The 18139-nt window shown below is 73.5% G+C and carries 13 protein-coding genes and 1 pseudogene; 10 read left to right on the top strand and 4 right to left on the bottom strand.

Annotated features, from left to right (window positions below):
- Positions 1 to 424 precede the first annotated feature (424 nt).
- Positions 425 to 1657, bottom strand: coding sequence for a helix-turn-helix domain-containing protein (locus R6Y94_RS44810; RefSeq protein ID WP_318403418.1), 1233 nt, complete (start codon positions 1655 to 1657; stop codon positions 425 to 427).
- Positions 1658 to 1998: 341 nt separating this feature from the next.
- On the opposite strand from R6Y94_RS44810, the gene R6Y94_RS44805 reads away from it, so the two are divergent.
- The 10 genes from R6Y94_RS44805 (at position 1999) to R6Y94_RS44760 (ending at position 14107) form a co-directional block, all read left to right on the top strand.
- Positions 1999 to 4035 carry a peptidase M6 gene (locus R6Y94_RS44805; protein WP_318403417.1) on the top strand — a complete coding sequence of 679 codons (2037 nt, stop codon included), beginning with the start codon at positions 1999 to 2001 and terminating at the stop codon, positions 4033 to 4035.
- Positions 4036 to 4107: 72 nt separating this feature from the next.
- Positions 4108 to 5307 (top strand): NAD(P)/FAD-dependent oxidoreductase, encoded by a 1200-nt coding sequence (locus R6Y94_RS44800; RefSeq protein WP_318403415.1) that lies wholly within the window; start codon positions 4108 to 4110, stop codon positions 5305 to 5307.
- Positions 5294 to 5710, top strand: a complete 417-nt coding sequence (locus R6Y94_RS44795) for a 2Fe-2S iron-sulfur cluster-binding protein (RefSeq protein WP_318403413.1) — start codon at positions 5294 to 5296, stop codon at positions 5708 to 5710. Before R6Y94_RS44800 ends, R6Y94_RS44795 begins: the two co-directional genes overlap by 14 nt.
- The gene (locus R6Y94_RS44790; protein ID WP_318403412.1) at positions 5707 to 7119 is read left to right on the top strand and encodes an NAD(P)/FAD-dependent oxidoreductase; all 1413 of its coding nucleotides are present in this window, start codon (positions 5707 to 5709) and stop codon (positions 7117 to 7119) included. Before R6Y94_RS44795 ends, R6Y94_RS44790 begins: the two co-directional genes overlap by 4 nt.
- A complete protein-coding gene (locus R6Y94_RS44785; RefSeq protein ID WP_318403410.1) occupies positions 7116 to 8012 on the top strand; it encodes a dihydrodipicolinate synthase family protein in 897 nt (298 codons plus the stop codon). The genes R6Y94_RS44790 and R6Y94_RS44785 overlap by 4 nt, the downstream gene beginning before the upstream one ends.
- Positions 8005 to 9009, top strand: a complete 1005-nt coding sequence (locus R6Y94_RS44780; RefSeq protein WP_318403409.1) for a proline racemase family protein — start codon at positions 8005 to 8007, stop codon at positions 9007 to 9009. Before R6Y94_RS44785 ends, R6Y94_RS44780 begins: the two co-directional genes overlap by 8 nt.
- Before the next feature lie 337 nt (positions 9010 to 9346).
- Entirely contained in the window at positions 9347 to 11389 is a 2043-nt protein-coding gene (locus R6Y94_RS44775) for a M6 family metalloprotease domain-containing protein (RefSeq protein ID WP_318403407.1), read from the top strand.
- A gap of 80 nt (positions 11390 to 11469) precedes the next feature.
- The gene (locus tag R6Y94_RS44770; protein ID WP_318403405.1) at positions 11470 to 11910 is read left to right on the top strand and encodes a hypothetical protein; all 441 of its coding nucleotides are present in this window, start codon (positions 11470 to 11472) and stop codon (positions 11908 to 11910) included.
- The gene (locus R6Y94_RS44765; protein ID WP_318403404.1) at positions 11907 to 12563 is read left to right on the top strand and encodes a TlpA disulfide reductase family protein; all 657 of its coding nucleotides are present in this window, start codon (positions 11907 to 11909) and stop codon (positions 12561 to 12563) included. Before R6Y94_RS44770 ends, R6Y94_RS44765 begins: the two co-directional genes overlap by 4 nt.
- 26 nt (positions 12564 to 12589) lie before the next feature.
- A complete protein-coding gene (locus tag R6Y94_RS44760) occupies positions 12590 to 14107 on the top strand; it encodes an aldehyde dehydrogenase (NADP(+)) (protein ID WP_318403402.1) in 1518 nt (505 codons plus the stop codon).
- A 126-nt stretch (positions 14108 to 14233) separates the two neighbouring features.
- Here the strand turns inward: R6Y94_RS44760 and R6Y94_RS44755 are convergent, their stop codons facing one another.
- The 3 genes and pseudogenes from R6Y94_RS44755 to R6Y94_RS44745 all read right to left on the bottom strand — a co-directional run.
- Entirely contained in the window at positions 14234 to 16057 is a 1824-nt protein-coding gene (locus R6Y94_RS44755) for a S8 family serine peptidase (protein ID WP_318403400.1), read from the bottom strand.
- 164 nt (positions 16058 to 16221) lie between these two features.
- Positions 16222 to 16755, bottom strand: a pseudogene (locus tag R6Y94_RS44750) (substrate-binding domain-containing protein); the annotation flags it as partial.
- A gap of 232 nt (positions 16756 to 16987) precedes the next feature.
- Positions 16988 to 18139 (bottom strand): IPT/TIG domain-containing protein (locus R6Y94_RS44745; RefSeq protein ID WP_318403399.1); only part of this gene is annotated, 1152 nt, incomplete at its 5' end.

The following is an 18139-nucleotide window of genomic DNA, read 5'->3' as shown; positions in this document are numbered from 1 at the left end:
CGTCGGGTGACGGCGTCGGGTGACGGCGTCCGGCGGTGACCGACCTGCGACACCAGCGCCGGGTCAGAGAGCCAACGCCGGGCGGGCCCGGGCCCGCCGCGACCAGGATGGTCCGGCGTTGCTCGGCGGTGTGCCGACCGGCTGCCAGCCACTCGTCCGAGACGGCCCTGACGGTACGGAGGAAGTCGCCGTGCCGTGCCGGGGAAACGGCGCCGACGCCCAGACCCGGTCGAGGAAGGCCGGGCGGACTCCGCCGCGATCCGAGCTGTCGGGTACGCCTGGTCAGGGGACGGGCACCGCCCTGCGTCGAGCGGCGGCGCGTCGGATCGAACTGCCGTAGCGGAAAGCCGGAAGATCCGGCGGTGCAGAGCAATGTTGGCGATCACAGACCGCCTCGGGTCAAGAGCCGGACGCGGGACGGGGTTCAGGTCGCCGGTCGGTAGTGGCCGGTGAGCCGGCCGAGTTTCAAGGCCAGGTGTAGGCAGAGCCGCTCGTTGCCGTCCTTCAGATCGGTCTCGGCGAGCTGCTCCACCCGGTGCAGCCGGTAGTAGAGCGTGGTCCGGTGCAGCCGTAGCTGCTCGGCCGTGGCGTGCGCGTTCCCGGCAAGGTCGAGGTACGCCTCCAGCGTCTCCAGCAACACCTGGTTGGAGTCGTCGCGCAGCAGCCGTTCCAGCCCCGGGTGCACCCCTGCGACGTCGAGGTGCTGGCCGTTCATCCGGGACAGCATCCGGTAGATGCCCAGGTTCGACCAGGCGATGATCGGGCCGAGCGCGGAGAGCTGCCCACCCACCCGGGCCGACTGGAGCGCCTCGTCGTACGCGTGCACCACGTCGGCGAGCCGGGGGCGGGGCTCGCCGATCCCGACCACCACCCGGGCCACCGTGGGCAGGCTCCGGGTCGCCTTGTGCAGCGCCTCGCTCAGGTGCTTGGCGGTCGCCTCGGCGGTCGGGCGGCCGGCGCCCTGACCGCCGCAGATCAGCAGTACGCCCTGGTCGTGCCGGATCAGGTGCAGCGCCTCGCGTACCCCGACCCAGCGGCGGGTCGCCACCAGCACCTGCTCCAGGGCGATCCGGGCCACCTCGTCGAGCACCTGCCCCCGGGCCGGGACGAGCTGCGCCACCATCGCGTTGGCCGGCCCGTCGGCGGCGACCACCCCCTCGGCGAGCAGTGAACGGACCGCCTCAATGCGGATCTCCGGACTGTCCACCAGCAGCGCCCGGGCCGCCTCCGCCTCCCGCTGCGAGGCCAGCTCGCCGAGCAGGTTCTCCCGGTAGAGCGCGAGGGAGAGGTCGGACATCGCCCGGGTCACGGTCTCGATGTCGGCATCGGTCATGCCGCCGTCGGCGTCGATGAACCAGACGAAGCCGAGCAGCAGGTCGTGGTGGGTGATCGGCACGCAGAGCCGGGGCAACAGGTCCAGCTCCGGGCAGGCCGGGGTGCGGACCGGGGTACGGGCCTTCATGATGCCGACCTCGTGGAACCAGGAGATGACCTCGGGTGTGGTGTGCCGGCGCAGGATGGAGGTCCGGCGTACGTCGTCCATCAGTCCGGTGTGCTCGCTGTACACGACCACCCGCTGCCGGCGGTCCTCGATCAGCGCCGGCCGGCCCACCCGGGCCGCCACCGCGTCGACGATGCGTTGCAGCTCCGTGTGCATGCCTTCGCTGATCCTCCTCGTTTCCGGCGGGCGGCCCGCCCCGCCGGTGTACCGACGTGGACCGCCGGTCCTTACCCTCCGACGGCACCGGCCCGGTACGCAAGTGGTTCGGGGCGTACGGCACAAGTCCCGACAGAAGTCCTGATCCGCCCAGCGGGCTTCCTGCATCTGTCCGAAGACCCGGAAACGTCGATGTCCTTACCGTGCTTGCGACATCCCGGGCTTGCGACATCCCGGTACCGTCGCGCGACTCCCGCGCCCCGACCCGACCGACCAGCCGGAGCACCGAGCCGAGCACCGGATTCAGCACCCCGGCTGGCCTGCGACCCGAAGGAGATGCGTTGCGCCGCGCTACCCGCACAGACCAACTCCGCAGGGCGTTCACCGCGGCCGTCGCGGTCGTCGCCGCGACCGCCCTGCTGCCCGGACCCGGAATCGGCCCGGCCCAGGCCGGGCCGGGCACCAGGGCCGCACCACTGGATCCGGTCGACCCGCAGACCTGGCAGGACCAGGAGACGATGACCTGGGACGACTACCGGCCGGTGCCCGGCGCCACCTGGGCCGACCCGAGCCGGCAGCCGAGCCAGCGCAAACTCCGGATCGCCCTGGTCGCCGCCGACTATCCCGACCAGTCGTTCGTGATCACCCAGAACCGCGCTTCGGACCCGTTCCGCAACCCGCAGGTCGCCCCGGTCGCCCGGGCCGACGTGGCCCGGTTCTACGCCGACTTCTGGGGCACCCCGAGCACCCTCAACCACGGCCACACCGTGCACGAGTACTGGATGGAGCAGACCAACGGGCGGATCGGGGTGGAGTTCACCCCGTTCGGCCCGTACCGGCTGCCCCGCAAGCAGTTCGAGTACGGGCTCAACGACATCGGGCAGAACGGTGCAGGCTGCCCGGCCGGCTCCACCTGCAACGGCAACCTGGACGCGGACGTGGACGCGGCCTGGCGGGCGGCCGAGGGCTCCGACGTGCGCGACCGGTTCGACCTGGTGCTGCGGGTATACGCCGGCTACGACGAGACGTCGGTCTGGCAGGAGTTCGGCGAGATGATGTTCCAGACCCGCGAGGACGTGCCGGACGCCTGGGGCCCGCCGGACCCCAACCTGCCGAACTGGGTGCGGTCCCGCTACGTCGACTGGACCTCCTGGAAGGCCGGCTCCCAGCTCTGGGGCTCGTCCAGCATGCGGCAGGGCGAGAGTTCCGGCACCATCACGCACGAGATCGTGCACACCTTCGGGATCGCCGACAACAACAACAATCCGTACGTGTCGCCGTACCGGCGGGTCGGGTCGGGAACCTGGGACGTGATGGACCGCGGCTCGTTCAACGGGCCCGGCGGTCCGCACAACCGGTGGGTGGTGCCGGCGGCCCAGGGCGCGGCGATGCCGGCCGGGCAGACGCTGCGGAGCAAGCTGAAGCTCGGGCACATCGACGAGGCGCAGGTGCTGCGCCTCTCCCGGGAGGCGCTGCGCACCACCGGCGTCGCGGTGGTCACCGTGAAGGCGCGCACGGCGGTGCCGGCGGCCCGGGACATCCAGGGTGTCCGGATCGGCATGGACCGGGACCTCACCCCGGCCTGTGACATCTTCGCCGACCCGCTCTGCCCGGGCAGCCCGGTCTACAACTGGTACAGCCTGGAGGCGGTGCAGCGGATCGGCGCGGACTCGTTCACCCCGGACAACGGGGTACTGCTGGCCAAGAACAAGGACGCCGAGACGAACACCTGCGGCTACACCTGCTTCACCTGGGTCGTCGACGCCAACCCGCAGGACATCGACATGGTCGACTACTACAAGCCGGACGGCACCCCGGTGAAGCGGACGGTCGCCGACTACCGGCAGCTCAACGACGCGCTGTTCCACGCCGGCACCCGCTCCGGCAGCGAGTACGAGTACGTCGACACCGCCAACCGGCTGCACTTCTACGTCCTCGACCGGTCGGTCGGTGCGGACGGGGTGCTGTCGTACACCCTGGGGGTCCGGCACCTGGACGGGGCCGGCAACTCGGTGCGCGGTGTCGGGGTCGCCTCCTCGGGCAGCCCCACCGGCAGCCCGACCGGAGGCGGCGCGACCTGCACCTTCGCCGTCACCAACAGCGGCCGGTACGTCGCCGGTGGGCAGGCGCACCCGGAGGACGCCTCGGCGTACCTGCGCGCCGACGTCTACCGGCTCTCCGCCACGGTCAACGGGGCGGGTTGGACGGTCACCCTGCCCAACGCCTTGACCACGGCCGGGTTCGGCCGGACCGTGAATGTCAAGGCGGTGGCCACCGCGACCGCCGGGGCGACCCGGGTCGGCCGGGTCACCCTGACGGCCCGCTCGGAGAGCGATCCGAGCCGGACGGCGACGGCCACCTGCCGGGTGAACCGGTAGCGGAACGGACCGCCGGACCACCTCCTACGCCCGGTGCGCGGAGGTGGTCCGGCCGGCTACGGAGGGAAGGGCATGGCGGGCAGCTTCGACGTGGTGGTGGTCGGCGCCGGTATCGTCGGCGCGGCCTGCGCGTACGCCTGTGCCCGGCGGGGGTTGACGGTCGCCGTACTGGAGCGGGCCGGCCTGGTCGCCGGGGCCACCGGTTCCGGCGAGGGCAACCTGCTGGTCTCGGACAAGCTGCCCGGCCCCGAGCTGGAGTTGGCGCTGTTCAGCAACGGCCTCTGGCTGCGTTGGGCGGCGGAACTCGGCGACCGGTACGGCGACATCGAGCTGGAGGTCAAGGGCGGCCTGGTGGTCACCGGGGTCGGCCCGGGCGCCGACGACGCGGCCGGGCTTGCCGGACTGTGGGAGACGGCCCGGGCGCAGTCGGCGGCGGGGGTGCTGGTCGAGTTGCTGGATCGGGCCGGGGTGCGCGAGCGCGAGCCGGCGATCACCCCGGAACTGGCCGGTGGCCTGTTCTATCCGCAGGACATGCAGCTCATGCCGGCGAAGGCCGCCGCCGCGCTGCTGGCTGCCGCCCGGGACCACGGCGCCGAGGTACGGCTGCGTACCGAGGTCGTCGCGATGCTCCGGGACGCCGCCGGTCGGGTGGTCGGGGTGCGGACCGGCGCCGGTCCGGTGGCCGCCGGACACGTGGTGAACGCGGCCGGGGCCTGGGCCGGGCGGCTCGCCGGGCTGGCCGGCGCCGACACCCCGGTCGCGCCGCGCCGGGGCTTTATCCTGGTCACCGAGCCGGTCCCGCCGCTGGTGCGGCACAAGGTCTACTCGGCCGACTACCTGGCGAACGTGGCCAGCGGCGACGCCGGGTTGCAGACCTCGACGGTCGTCGAGGGCACCCCGGCCGGCACCATCCTGATCGGTGCCAGCCGGGAACTGGTCGGCTTCGACCGCCGCCACAACGCCGAGGCGGTACGCCGGCTGGCACAGGGTGCCGTACGGCTGTTCCCGCCGCTGGCGGCGGTCCGGGCGATGCGGGTCTACCACGGTTTCCGGCCGTTCTCCCCGGACCATCTGCCGGTGATCGGCGCAGACCCGCGCCTCCCCGGCCTGGTGCACGCGCACGGGCACGAGGGTGCCGGCATCGGGCTGGCGCCGGCCACCGCGCACCTGGTCGCCCAGGTGGTGACCGGTGAACGGCCCGACCTGGCGCTGGACCCGTTCGACCCGGCCCGATTCTCGTCCGAAGTGGAGACCGCTGGTGCGACCGCCTGAGCCCGTCGGCGGCCGAGCCGGCGTACCGGCCGGGTTCACCATCGTCGTCGACGGCGAACCCGTGCCGGTGCGCACCGGCCAGACGCTGGCGGCGGCGCTGCTGGCCGCCGGCCGCCGGACGACCCGGCGGACCCGGTTCGCCGGCCGGCCGCGCGGCGTCTTCTGCGGCATCGGGATCTGCTTCGACTGCCTGGTCGTCTGCAACGGCGAGCCGGGTGTGCGGGCCTGCCTGCGTCCGGCCGCGCCCGGGGACACCGTGGAAACCGGCCGGGACGAACGTCGCCCAGCACACCAGCCACGCCCGGGCGGGAGAGCGGGACAGCTCGACGCCGGGTCCGGGCGGGCCGCCGAGCCCGGGGACGTGCTCGGGTCCGGGCCGGGCGCCGGGGAGGCAGTCCGATGAGCGGCGGAACAGGTCGGCTGGCCGTGGTCGGCGCCGGGCCGGCCGGACTCGCCGCCGCGCTCGCGGCGGCGGGGGCCGGTGCCGAGGTCACCGTGCTCGACCTGGGCCAGCGGCCCGGCGGACAGTACCTGCGCCAACCCGCCGTGCCCGGCGTCCGGCCGGCGCCGCACTCCGCCCACTTCGCCGACCTGCTGCGGCAGGCGGACACACACCCGCGGATCACCATCCACTCCGGACAGCAGGTCTGGTCGGCCGAACCTGCCGACGGTGCCGCCGGTGGGGCGACGCTGCGGCTGGCCGGCCCGGCCGGCCCGACCACCGTGGCGGCGCCCGTCGTGGTGCTGGCCCCTGGCGGGTACGACCGGGTGGTGCCGTTTCCTGGCTGGGACCTGCCGGGCGTGGTGACCGCCGGGGCGGCACAGGCGCTCGCCAAGGGGCAGGACGTGCTGGTGGGCCGGCGGGTGCTGGTCGCCGGTACCGGCCCGTTCCTACTCGTTGCCGCCACCGGGCTGGCCTCGGCCGGTGCCGAGGTGGCCGGGGTGGTCGAGGCGGCGCCGCTGCGCCGCTGGTCCCGGCACCCGCTGGCGGTCGCCGGGGCGCCGGGCAAGCTCGCCGAGGCGGCCCGGCACTTCGCCGCGCTGCGCCGGTACCGGATACCGCTCTGGCGCGGCCAGGCGGTGACCGAGGTGGTCGAGGATGCCGCCGGGCTGCGCGCCACGGTGCGGCGGGTCGACGGCGGCTGGCGGGCCGGCGAGGTGACCCGGAGCGTGCCGGTCGACGCGGTCTGCGTCGGATACGGCTTCACGCCGTCGGTCGACCTCGCCGTCGCACTCGGCTGCGCCACCCGGACCGACCCGGCCGACGGCAGCCTGGTGGTCACCGTGGACGAGTCGGGCCGCAGCAGCGTACCGGGGGTGCTGGTGGCCGGCGAGGCGACCGGGGTCGGGGGTGCGGACCTGGCCGTCGCCGAGGGCCGGCTGGCCGGACTCGCCGCGGCACACCGGCTGGGCCTGCTGGACGACGCCGGGCTGGCCCGGAGCACCGCGCCGGTCGTACGCCGCACCGCCCGGCAGCGCCGCTTCGCCGCCGCCCTGCACCGGGTGCACCGGGTGCCGGACGGCTGGACGAACTGGTTGCGCGACGAGACCGTGCTCTGCCGGTGCGAGGAGGTCACCGTCGGGCGGCTCCGCGCCGACGTGGCCCGGTACGGCTTGGACGACATCCGCGCACTGAAACTCGTCACCCGGGTCGGGATGGGACTGTGCCAGGGCCGGGTCTGCGGGCGGGCCGCCGCCTGCCTGCTCGCCGTCGCCTCCGGCCGGGAGCAGCCGCTGGAAGACTTCGCCAAGCGTCAGATCGTCATGCCGGTACCGCTGGGTGCCGTCGCCGAGGAAGGACCACCCCGATGACTGCTCGGAAACCCTGGCAGGGTGTCGTCGTCGCCATCCCCACGCCGTTCCGCGACGACCTCTCCGTCGACTTCGACCGGCTCCAGGAGCACGTCCGGTGGCTGGCCGGCGAGGGCTGCCACGGCGTGACCCCGTGCGGTTCGCTGGGGGAGTACCAGAACCTCTCCGACGCCGAACGGGCCGACGTGGTACGCGCGACCGTCGAGGCGGCCCCGGACGGGTTCTCGGTGGTCCCCGGCGTCGGCGGGTACGGCAGCCGGCAGTCCCGGCACTGGGCCGAGCAGGCACAGGCGGCCGGCGCGCAGGCCGTACTGGCGCTGCCGCCGAACACCTACGCGGCCCGGGACGTCGACGTGCTCGCGCACTACCGGGAGGTGGCCGCGGTCGGGCTGCCGGTGGTGGCGTACAACAACCCGTTCGACACCAAGGTGGACCTCACCCCCGAACTGCTGGCGGCGGTCGCCGAGACCGACGGTGTGGTGGCGGTGAAGGAGTTCAGCGGGGACGTACGCCGGCTGCACCGCATCCGCGACCTCGCCCCGCACCTCGACGTGCTGGCCGGCGCCGACGACGTACTGCTGGAACTGGTGGTCTGCGGGGCCACCGGCTGGATCGCCGGCTTCCCGAACGCGCTGCCCCGGCTCTCGGTACGCCTCTACGAGCTGTGCCGGGCCGGCGACCTGGCGGCGGCGCTGCCGCTCTACACCGAGCTGCACCCGATCTTCGGCTGGGACTCCAAGCCGGAGTTCGTCCAGGCCATCAAGCTCGGCATGGAACTGGCCGGCCGGTACGGCGGGCCGTGCCGGCCGCCCCGGGGCGTCCTCGCCGAGCCGGCCCGGATCCAGGTGACCAAGGACATGGAGCGGGCGTTGAAGGCCGACGCCGATGCGTAGCCGGTTGGTGCTGCACGCCGTCGACTCGCACACCGAGGGGATGCCGACCCGGGTGATCACCGGTGGCGTCGGGGTGCTGCCCGGCGACACCATGCTGGAACGCAAGCGGCTCTTCGAGCGGGACCGGGACGGGCTGCGCCGGCTGCTGATGTTCGAGCCGCGCGGCCACTCGGCGATGTCCGGGGCGATCCTCCAGCCGCCGACCCGGCCGGATGCCGACGTCGGGGTGCTGTTCGTCGAGGTCTCCGGCTGCCTGCCGATGTGCGGGCACGGCACCATCGGGGTGGCCACGGTGCTGGTGGAGACCGGGATGGTGCCGGTGGTCGAGCCGGTCACCACGATCCGGCTGGACACCCCGGCCGGGCTGGTCAGCGTGGACGTCGCGGTGCGGGACGGCCGGGCGACCGGGGTGACGCTGCGCAACGTGCCGTCGTTCCTGCTCGGCGCCGACCGCAAGGTGGAGGTGGGTGGGGAGATCGGCACCATCCGCTACGACATGGCGTTCGGCGGCAACTTCTACGCCATAGTGGACGCGGCGGACCTGGGACTGCCGGTCGAGCCGGCGGCGGTGCCGGAGCTGATCCGGCGCGGTCTGCGAGTGATGGACGCGATCAACGAGCAGGCGCCGCCCCGGCACCCGACGATTCCGGCCATCGACGACTGCCGGCACGTCCAGGTGGTGCAGGACGGCACCGACGGCGCGGACGCCCGCAACGCGGTGGTGATCCACCCCGGCTGGGTGGACCGGTCGCCGTGCGGCACCGGCACGTCGGCCCGGATGGCCCAGCGGCACGCCCGGGGCCTGCTCGACCTGGACACGCCGTTCGTCAACGAGTCGGTGATCGGGACCCGGTTCACCGGCCGGCTGGTCGGGACCACCATGGTCGGCGAGCTGCCGGCGGTGGTGCCGACGGTGACCGGCCGGGCCTGGGTCACCGGCACCGCGCAGTACCTGCTCGACCCCGAGGACCCGTTCCCCGAGGGCTTCCAGATCTGACCGGCCGGGCCGGACCGTCCGATTCGGCCCGTCGGCGGCTCGTCCGGTGCGGCCGGTGCGGCCGGTGCGGTGCGGTGCGGGCGGTGCGGTGCGGTGCGGGCGGTGCGGGCGGTGCGGTGCGGGCGGCTTCGGCAGGTGTCGGAACCGGTCGGGGCACCCGGCGACATCTGTAGGGTGACGCCGCCGGTCGCGCCGCATAGATTCGCGTCGGCGTGATCATGGATGACGGGCCGGAGGTGCCGGGACGGGGCCGCCGGCTGGCCGGACGACCACGGAGCGTCCCGCACGCCGTAGTGGAGCGCCGCCGGCGCCCCGAGGGAGAACGAGAGGTGACTGGATGCACCTACTGTCCACCAGACGCATGGCGTTGCGGTCGGCGCTGGCCGCGACGCTTGCGGCGGCACTGGTCGCCGGCGTCGCCACGACGCCGGCCTCCGCCGCTCCGGGCAACCCGGCCGGCGGCACCGGCCCGTTCGACGTACTCGACCCGCAGGCCTGGGTGAACCCGGACGGGATGACCTGGGACGACTACGTCACGCCGCCGAACACCACCTGGGCCGACCCGACGGTCTCCGGATCGGTTCGCAACTTCAAGATCGCTCTGGTCACCCTCGACTACCCGGACCAGCCGTTCGTGGTCACCCAGCGGGCCCGGTCGACGGTCTTCGGCAACCCCCAGTCGACAGCGGCGAACATCCCGCGCGACCAGGTGGCGACCTTCTACACCGATTTCCTGAACAAGCCCAACGAGCTGAACAAGGGCCACACCCTGCACGAGTACTGGATGCAGGACTCCAACGGCCGGTACGGGGTGGACCTGACCGGCTTCGGCCCGTACGAGATGCCGGCGAAGTCCTACCAGTACGGCATCGACAACGGCTTCAACCCCGGTGCCTGCCCGAGCGGCGAGCAGTGTGCCAAGAACATCCGGACCGACGGGCTGGGCGCCTGGCGGGCGGCCGTCGGTGACGAGGCGGCCGACTCGTTCGAGCTGGTCTTCATCCTCTCCGCCGGGCAGGACGAGTCCTCCACCTGGCAGGAGTTCGGCCAGATGATGTTCCAGACCAAGGAGGACGTGCCGGACGCCTGGGGCCCGCCGGACCCGAACCTGCCGAACCACGCGCGTACCCGGTACGTCGAGTGGACCTCCTGGAAGGCGGCGTCGACCATCTGGCCGAACGCCGGAGGGGGCTCCTCGACCCAGGCCGAGAGCTCCGGCATGGGCGTGTACGCGCACGAGCTGAGCCACCTGCTCAGCATCGGCGACAACTACAACAACCCGTACGGCGTGCCGTTGCGGCGGGCGTACACCGGCATCTGGAGCATGATGTCGCGCGGCTCGTTCAACGGGCCCGGCGGTCCGCACACCCGGTGGCAGATCCCACCGGTCAACGGCGGCTCGATGGGTTCGCTGCACACCGTCCGGGACAAGATAAAGATCGGTCTGCTCGGTGAGGAACACCTGCTGCGGCTGAGCCGGGAGGCGCTGGCCACCTCCGGCATGGTGGTGGCGACGGTGACCGCCCGGGCGGTGGACGCCGGCCCGAAGGGGCTCACCGGGATCAACATCGCGATGAACCGGGACCGGTCGCCGGCCTGCGACACCAGCACCAACCCGCTCTGCGACGGCGGCAGCTACCACAACTACACCGTCGAGGTCGTGGACCGGATGGGTGCGGACTCGTTCACCCCGGACAGCGGCGTGCTGCTCTCCAAGACGAAGAACGCCGACAACGCCCCCTTCGTCTGGGTGGTCGACGCCAATCCGCAGGACATCGACATGATCGACTTCTACCAGCCGGACGGCACCCCGCAGAAGATCACCATGGGGGACTACCGGCAGCTCTCCGACGCGCTGTTCCACGCCGGCACCCGGTCGGGCAGCGAGTACGAGTACGTGGACGAGGCCAACCGGCTGCACTTCTACGTACTCGACCTGAAGCGCAACGCCGACGGCGTGCTGTCGTACACGGTCGCGGTGCGCTCGCTCGACGGCGCCGGGCCGAGCAGTCACGGCGTGGCCATGTCCAACGGCGAGGTGACCACCGCGACCCGGCCGACCAACCGGGGCGTGACCTGCTCGTTCACCCTGACCAACACCGGCGCGTACGCGGCCGGCGGTCAGGCGCACCCGGAGAACGCGACGGCCTACCTCAAGTCGGACGTGTACCGGCTCTCCGCCTCGGTGGGCGGCAAGGGTTGGCGGGTGGAGCTGCCGAACGCACTGGCCAGCGCCGGGTTCGGCAAGTCCAGCACGGTCCGGGTCTCGGTCGGGGCGACCCCGTCGGCCACCCAGACCGGCGTCGTCCGGCTCACCGCCACCTCGGAGAGCGACCCGACGAAGACCGTGACCAAGCAGTGCCGCGTCCAGAAGTCCTGACGCACACCGCGGGACGCCCGGGGAGTGGCGCGCACGGCGCCACCTCCCGGGCACCTCGCTCCGACCATCCCGGAGGGACGATGCGGCGGGTCCGCTACCGCCACCTGCTGGCGGCACTGCCGCTGCTGCTGCTCGCACCGCTGGCCGGCTGCGGCGCCGACGAGGAGCCGCGCGCCGCGATGACCGTCCGGGTGCTGGTCCGGGACATCAACATCCGGCCCGAGGGGGTCGAGTGCGCCGGCACCGGGCCGTACACCCACTTCCACAACAGGGCCGCCTATCGGGTGGTGGACGGCGACGGCGAGACGCTGGCCGAGGGCGAACTGCCGCCCGGCAAGTCGGTGCGGACCTTCTCCGAGGACCTGGAGGTGCCGCGCATCCCGACGTTCTGCGAGTTCGCCGTCCCGGTCTCGGTGGCCGACCGGGACGCGTACCGGCTGGTCGTGGACGACCGCCGGCCGATCGAGCTGACCAGGGACGACAGCGAGGGGCCGGCGCTGGTCGCGGTGGTGCCGTCGTGACCGGGCCGGTCCCGCCCGCCCTTTCGGGGCACGGACGGACGCGGTGGTGCGGCCCGATACGTCGACGCCGTCTCGCCGCCCTGCTCGGGGTCGCCGCGACCGTCGCGGTGCTCGCGGCCGGCTGTACCGGAGACGGCGGCGCAGACCCCGAACCGGCCCCGCCGGTGGCCGGCGGCGCCGCCGCACTGCCCGGCCCGGTGCCGGGTGACCTGGCGCTGCGACCGGCGCCGACCGACCTGCCGGCCGCACCGAAGGTCACCGGTACGCTGACCGACGGCAGCCCGCTGGCGGTGGCGGACCTGTGGGCCGACCGGCCGGTGGTGCTGACCTTCTTCAGCTCCTGGTGCAACACCTGTGCCGAACGGCAGGACGCCCTCAGCGAGCTGGCCCGCGACCACCGTGACAGGGTGGTCTTCGTCGGGGTGGCCGGCGAGGACGAGCCGGACGCCCTACAGGAATACCTGCGCCGGCACCGGGTGGAGTATCCGGTGCTGGTGGACGGGGACCAGCGCATGGCGCGGGCGTACGCGGTCCGGGAACCACCGGCGGTGGTCGTCGTCGCCAAGGGCGGCACGCTGCTGCGGGGTTGGCCCGGCGGCGTGGACGCGCCCACGCTGGACAGCATGTTGCGGAAACTGGTACTCGCCCCGTGAACCCGACTGGACCGACGGAGACTGGCATGGACCTGGACCAGCCGATGAACCCCTACACCGGCGCACCGACCGGTCATCCGGTGCCGCACACCGGTACCGACGGCCTGGACGCGGTCTGCCGGCTGGCGGCCGCCGCCGCCCCGGCGTACGCGGCACTGCCGCTGAGCACCCGCGCGGACCTGCTCCGCCGGATCGGCGCCGCGCTGGAGGGCTCCCGGGACGAGATCGTCGCGCTCGGCGACGCCGAGACCGGCCTCGGTACGGCCCGGCTGCACACCGAGCTGACCCGGACCCGGGTGCAGTTGGAGATGTTCGCCGACGCCGTGGCGGAAGGGTCGTTCCTGGAGGCGGTGATCGACCTTCCCGACCCCGACGCGCTGCCGGCGCCCCGACCGGACCTGCGCCGGATGCTGCTCCCGGTCGGTCCGGTCGCGGTCTACGCGGCGTCGAACTTCCCGCTCGCGTTCTCGGTGCCCGGCGGCGACACGGCCAGCGCGCTGGCCGCCGGCTGCCCGGTGGTGGTGAAGGCGCATCCCGGCCACCCCGGACTCTCCGACCTGTGCGGCGCGCTGGTCACCAACGCGCTCGCCGAGGGCGGCGCCCCGGTCGGCACGTTCGCCGTGGTCCGCGGCATGGAGGCCGGCCGGGCCCTGATCACCCATCCGGCGATCACGGCCGGCGCCTTCACCGGCTCCGCCACCGGTGGGCGGGCGCTGGCCGACCTCGCCGCCGGCCGCCCCGACCCGATCCCGTTCTACGGCGAGCTGGGCTCGCTGAACCCGACCGTGGTCACCCCGGCGGCGCTCGCCGCCCGGGGCAACACGATCGCCGAGGCGTTCGTCGGCTCGGTCACCCTCGGCGCGGGCCAGTTCTGCACCAAGCCCGGCCTGCTCTTCCTGCCCGCCGGGCATCAGTTGGACGGGGTACTCGGCAAGGCGGTGGGCGCGGCGACGCTCGGCCCGCTGCTGAACGCCCGGATCCGCGACGCGTACCAGGAGGGGGCCGCGGCCCTGGCCGCGGTGCCCGGGGTACGCACGGTGGTCCCGCCCGCCCCGGTCGACCAGCCGGGCTTCCGGGCCGCCGCGCAACTGCTGGCGGTCTCGGCCGGTGATCTCGTCCGGCACGCCGACCGGCTGCTGGAGGAGTGCTTCGGCCCGGCCGCCCTGCTGGTCGAGTACGCCGACGAGCCGGAACTGCTGGCGGCGCTGGCCGTGGTCCCCGGCGCGCTGACCGCCACCGTGCACGGTGAGGGAGCCGGTGACCCGGTGGCGGCCCGGGTGGTCGACCTGGCCGCCCGGCGGGCCGGCCGGGTGATCTGGAACGGCTGGCCGACCGGGGTGGCGGTGACCTGGGCGATGCAGCACGGCGGTCCGTGGCCGGCGACCACCGGCTCGCTGCACACCTCGGTCGGGGTCACCGCGGTGCGCCGCTTCCTGCGCCCCGTCGCCTACCAGGGCACGCCCGACGAGTTGCTGCCGGCGGCGCTGCGCGCGGCCAACCCGCTGGGCATTCCGCGCCGGGTCAACGGGAAACTCCTGACCTGACCTGAACGGCCGGTCGCGCTGCGGAGCGTGTCGATTTCCGGGTGGCTCAGCGACTGCACCGCCAGGATTCGAGGGCGGGCTGCCGGGTCACCCGGACCCGGCAGCCCGCCGGTCGACCGTCCGCCGTCAGCCGAGCGCGGAGGCCGAGACCGCCTTCGACGGCGGGACGGCCTGGAGGGCTGCCCGGAGGTCCGGCAGTGGCCCGATCCGCTGGGCGGTGTCGCCGCCCTGCGGGGTGCCGGTGCTCTTCAACAGGTTGCTCACCGCCGTGGCGGTCATCACCGGTCGACCGGTCGCCTTGAGGTAGGACTGGATCGCGACCACCGCGCCGGTGACGATCGGGCCGGCGCCGGAGGTACCGCCGAACGACCGGGTGTAGCGGATGTTGCGGTTGGCCGGGTCGGTACCGCCCTGGAGGTTGCCGTTGCTGCCGGTGGTGGTGATGTTCTGCCCCCAGCCCTGTAGGTCGAGGCGGGAGCCGTAGACCGAGAAGTTCAGCCGGGACCGGTTCGTGCTGGAACCGGCGCCGACCATGATCGCACCGGAGTCCCGGACCGACCGGTCGAACCGTCCCAGGAACTCCGGAGCGTCGAGATTCTCGCCCCCGTTGCCGCCGGTGGCCACCACGACCGCCCCGAGCTGGGTGAGCAGCACCGTCGCGTCGAACACCGACTGCACCCACTCGGCCGGGACGTACCGGGTGCCGCCGTTCGGGCCGGCCGTCTGCTGCTCGATCAGCACCGCGTCGCCGGGCCGGAGGAACTGGGCTAGGTGCGACAGCGCGGCCGCCGGCCGGTAGCTGGCCTGGCCACCGCTGAGCCGCTGCATCGGCGAAATTCCGAACATGTCGGCGTCCGGCACCCCACCGGTCACCCCGTAGCCGTTCGGCTGGGCCACCAGTTCGCCGAAGACCGCCGTACCGTGCTCGTCGGCGAAGCTGGTGTTGCGGGGGAACTGGCTGCCGCCGAGGTCGCTGGACCAGTCGAGCTGGAGGTCCTCGTGGAACGGGTTCCAGTCGTATTCCAGGTCGACGATCCGGATCCCCGCTCCCCGGGCGCGCGGGTCCTGGTACGCGTAGTCCGCGTCGACCCCCTGCGGCGCCGGCCGCTGGTAGCCCTGCATCGAGGTGAAGTCGGGGGTGGCGGGCGGCGGTGCCGGCTCGGGCGCCGGGTAGGCGTACGCCACGTCGGGTAGGGCCCGCAGGTTGCGCAGCGCCGCCGACACGTCCGCCCGGGCGGGCAGGGTCAGGTGATACCACGAGGCCATGTCGGGGACGGCCCGGCCGGACCGGGCCTGCGCCGTCGCGGCCAGCCCGGCGAGCCCGGCGAGCGTCTGCTCCGGCAGCAGCGGGCTGAGTTCCACGGCGCGGTGCCGGTCCAGTACGGTCCGGACCGGGCCGAGGTCCCGGCCCCGCTCGCTGCGCAGGGCGCGGTCCGTGCCGCGTACCGCCGACGACTCCGCGAACTTGACCTCGAGTACCACGCCGGGCGCCACGGCGTCCGAGCCGCGTACCAGCCGGCCGTCGGGCAGTTGGCCGGAGACGGTCAGCGTGGTGGTGGCGGCGCTGAGCTGCCCGGTGGCGTGCAGCGCCTCCTTGTCGAAGTACAGCCGCAGGTCGGGCCGACCGTCGGAGTTCACGTCGGTGACGGTGCTGAGGAATTCGCCGCCGACCCACCGGGCGACCGCCGCGCCGCTGCGGGCGTCGACCGGGGCGCCGGGGCCGAGCCGGACGGTGCCGGGGTTGATCCGGCTGACGTCCACGGCGGCGGTGCCGAACAGGGTCACCGCCAGTTGCCCCAGGCCGGCGAGATTGGGGGCCTCGGGCGCGTCCATCGGGATGTCGACGGCGCCGACCAGGGGATCGTCGGCGCGCGCGGCGCCGGTGCCGACCACCTGACCTGCCACGACGAGGGCGCCCAATGCGAGTAGGGCGGTCATCCGCCTGGACATGCCGAACCTCCAAGGTAGACCGAGAGTGGGCAGCAGCGAACCTCTTCCAACCTGAACCGCACGGTGCTCACGTACCGTGTCAGACCAGGCGGTCCGGCCGGACCGCGCGGGGAGGTTGAAAAAGGTTCAGTGAAAAGCTACCGATGACAGTGAAGTCGGTCTATCTACAGGTGTCGTGACATCGACGATTCGGGGTCGAACTCCTGTTGTAGGCGGGACATCCCGGTCAGGGCCGGTCGGTGCCGGTCCGGTCGACTGCCGGATGGTGAGGTGGGTGGGGAGCACCACCGAACGGCGCGGCGGGTGCGGGGTGCTCCGCTCGGCGAGCCGGGACAGCAGCATGGCCGCCGCGATCCGGCCGGCCCGGTCGATCGGGGCGGTGAGGTGGTCAGCGGCGGGTGGCAGAAGTCGGCGCCGAAGACGTCGTCGCAGCCGACCACGCTGAGATCGTCGGGCACCCGGACGCCCCGGTCGCGCAGCCGGGTGAGCATGCCGATGGCGAGCGGGTCGGTGCAGGCGATGCAGGCGGTGGCCCGGGTGTTGACCACGGCGTCGGCGGCGGCGGACCCGGAGGGCCGCTCCGGCGGGAAGGGCCCGACCCGGCGTACCTGGAGTCCGTGGCCGGCCGCGGTGGCGCCCGTGGCGTGCCAGCGGCCTCGTTGGGCCAGGACCGCTCCGGGTCCAGTTCGCCGGAGTCCTCGACGTCGATCAGCAGGTACGCGTAGCCGGCGGTCTCAACTTCGGCAGCGGATGTGCGGTGCGATGCGGACGGTGGGGAGTGGGGCCGTCATCGGCAGCCGACGGCTGGCACAGACGGTCGACCACTTCTCGTCGGTGTGGTGCCGGGTGGGCGCCGGACCGGCTGCCGCCACGGTGCGGCGCGGGTCTCGGGATGGCTCTTCCCGGGACCCGCGCCGTATCCGCTGCCGCTCAGCCGACAGCCTGGTCGGTGCGGCGTCGGCGGGCGAGTAGCAACAGGACGATTCCGAGAGCCGTCAGCGAGGCGCTGATCCCGGCCAGCGAGATCACCGGATCACCGGTGACGGGGAGCGCTCCGACGTACCGGAAGAGGAGCGTGTTGGAGACGCCGCCCGGCGTGCCGACGGTGATCGTGGTGTCCCCGGCCGGGCAGGCCGGAGTGCGGAAGGTCAGCGAATTGCCGTCCGCGGCGACGGTGGCGGCGCTGGCCGGGATGGTACGGCCGCAGATGGTCACCGTGGTCTGGCCCGGTACGAAACCGCTGCCGCCGACGGTCACGACGGTTCCGCCCGAGGTGGGTCCCTGGCCGGGGTCGACCGTGTTGATCACGGGTGCCACGGCCTGGTAGGTGAAGCCGTCCTCGGCGACGGCGTCCTCGCCGGGCAGCTCCACGGTGACGTCGACCGTACCCGGTGTGCCGGGCGGGGTGGTGACGGTGAGCGAGGTGCCGCTCGGGTCGACCACCAGGTCGGTGCCGGGAGTGCCGCCGAAGTCGACCCCGGTCGCTCCGGTGAGGCCGGTTCCGGTGATCGTCACCCGGGTTCCGCCGGTGCTCGGCCCGGCCGGCGGGGAGACCGACGCGATCGTCGGCCCGATGTAGGTGAACGTGCCGTCCTCAGCGGTCCCGGCGGGGAAGGTCAGGGCGACCTCGGCCGGGCCGGCGGCGTTCGGCGGCGTGACGACGGTGACCGTCGTCCCGGCCGGGTTGACGGTGAAATCGGTGCCCGGGACGCCGTCGAAGGTTACGCCGGTGGCTCCGGTGAAGCCGGTGCCGGTGATGGTGACGGTGGTGCCACCGCTGGTCGGGCCGGACGTCGGGTCGAGCCCGGTCACCACGGCGTTGCTGCCGTCGGCCAGGTAGGTGTAGTCCAGCGGTGCGGCCGAGCCGCCGGGCGTGGTGACCACGACGGCGGCCGGGCCGACCGGGTTCGTCGGGGTGACGGCGGTCAGCGAGGTGCCGTCGGGTGCCACCGTGACGTTGGTGGCGGGTACTCCGTCGAAGGTGACCGTGGTGTCCCCGGGCACGAAGCCGGTGCCGGTGATGGTGACGGTCTGGCCGCCGGACTGTGGACCGGAGTCCGGGTCGATCGCCGACGCGGTCGG

This window comes from Plantactinospora sp. KLBMP9567 (assembly GCF_033446045.1).
Lineage (GTDB): Bacteria > Actinomycetota > Actinomycetes > Mycobacteriales > Micromonosporaceae > Plantactinospora.
The sequence above is the reverse complement of the archived record's forward strand: the minus strand, read 5'-3'. Positions and strand labels throughout refer to the sequence as shown.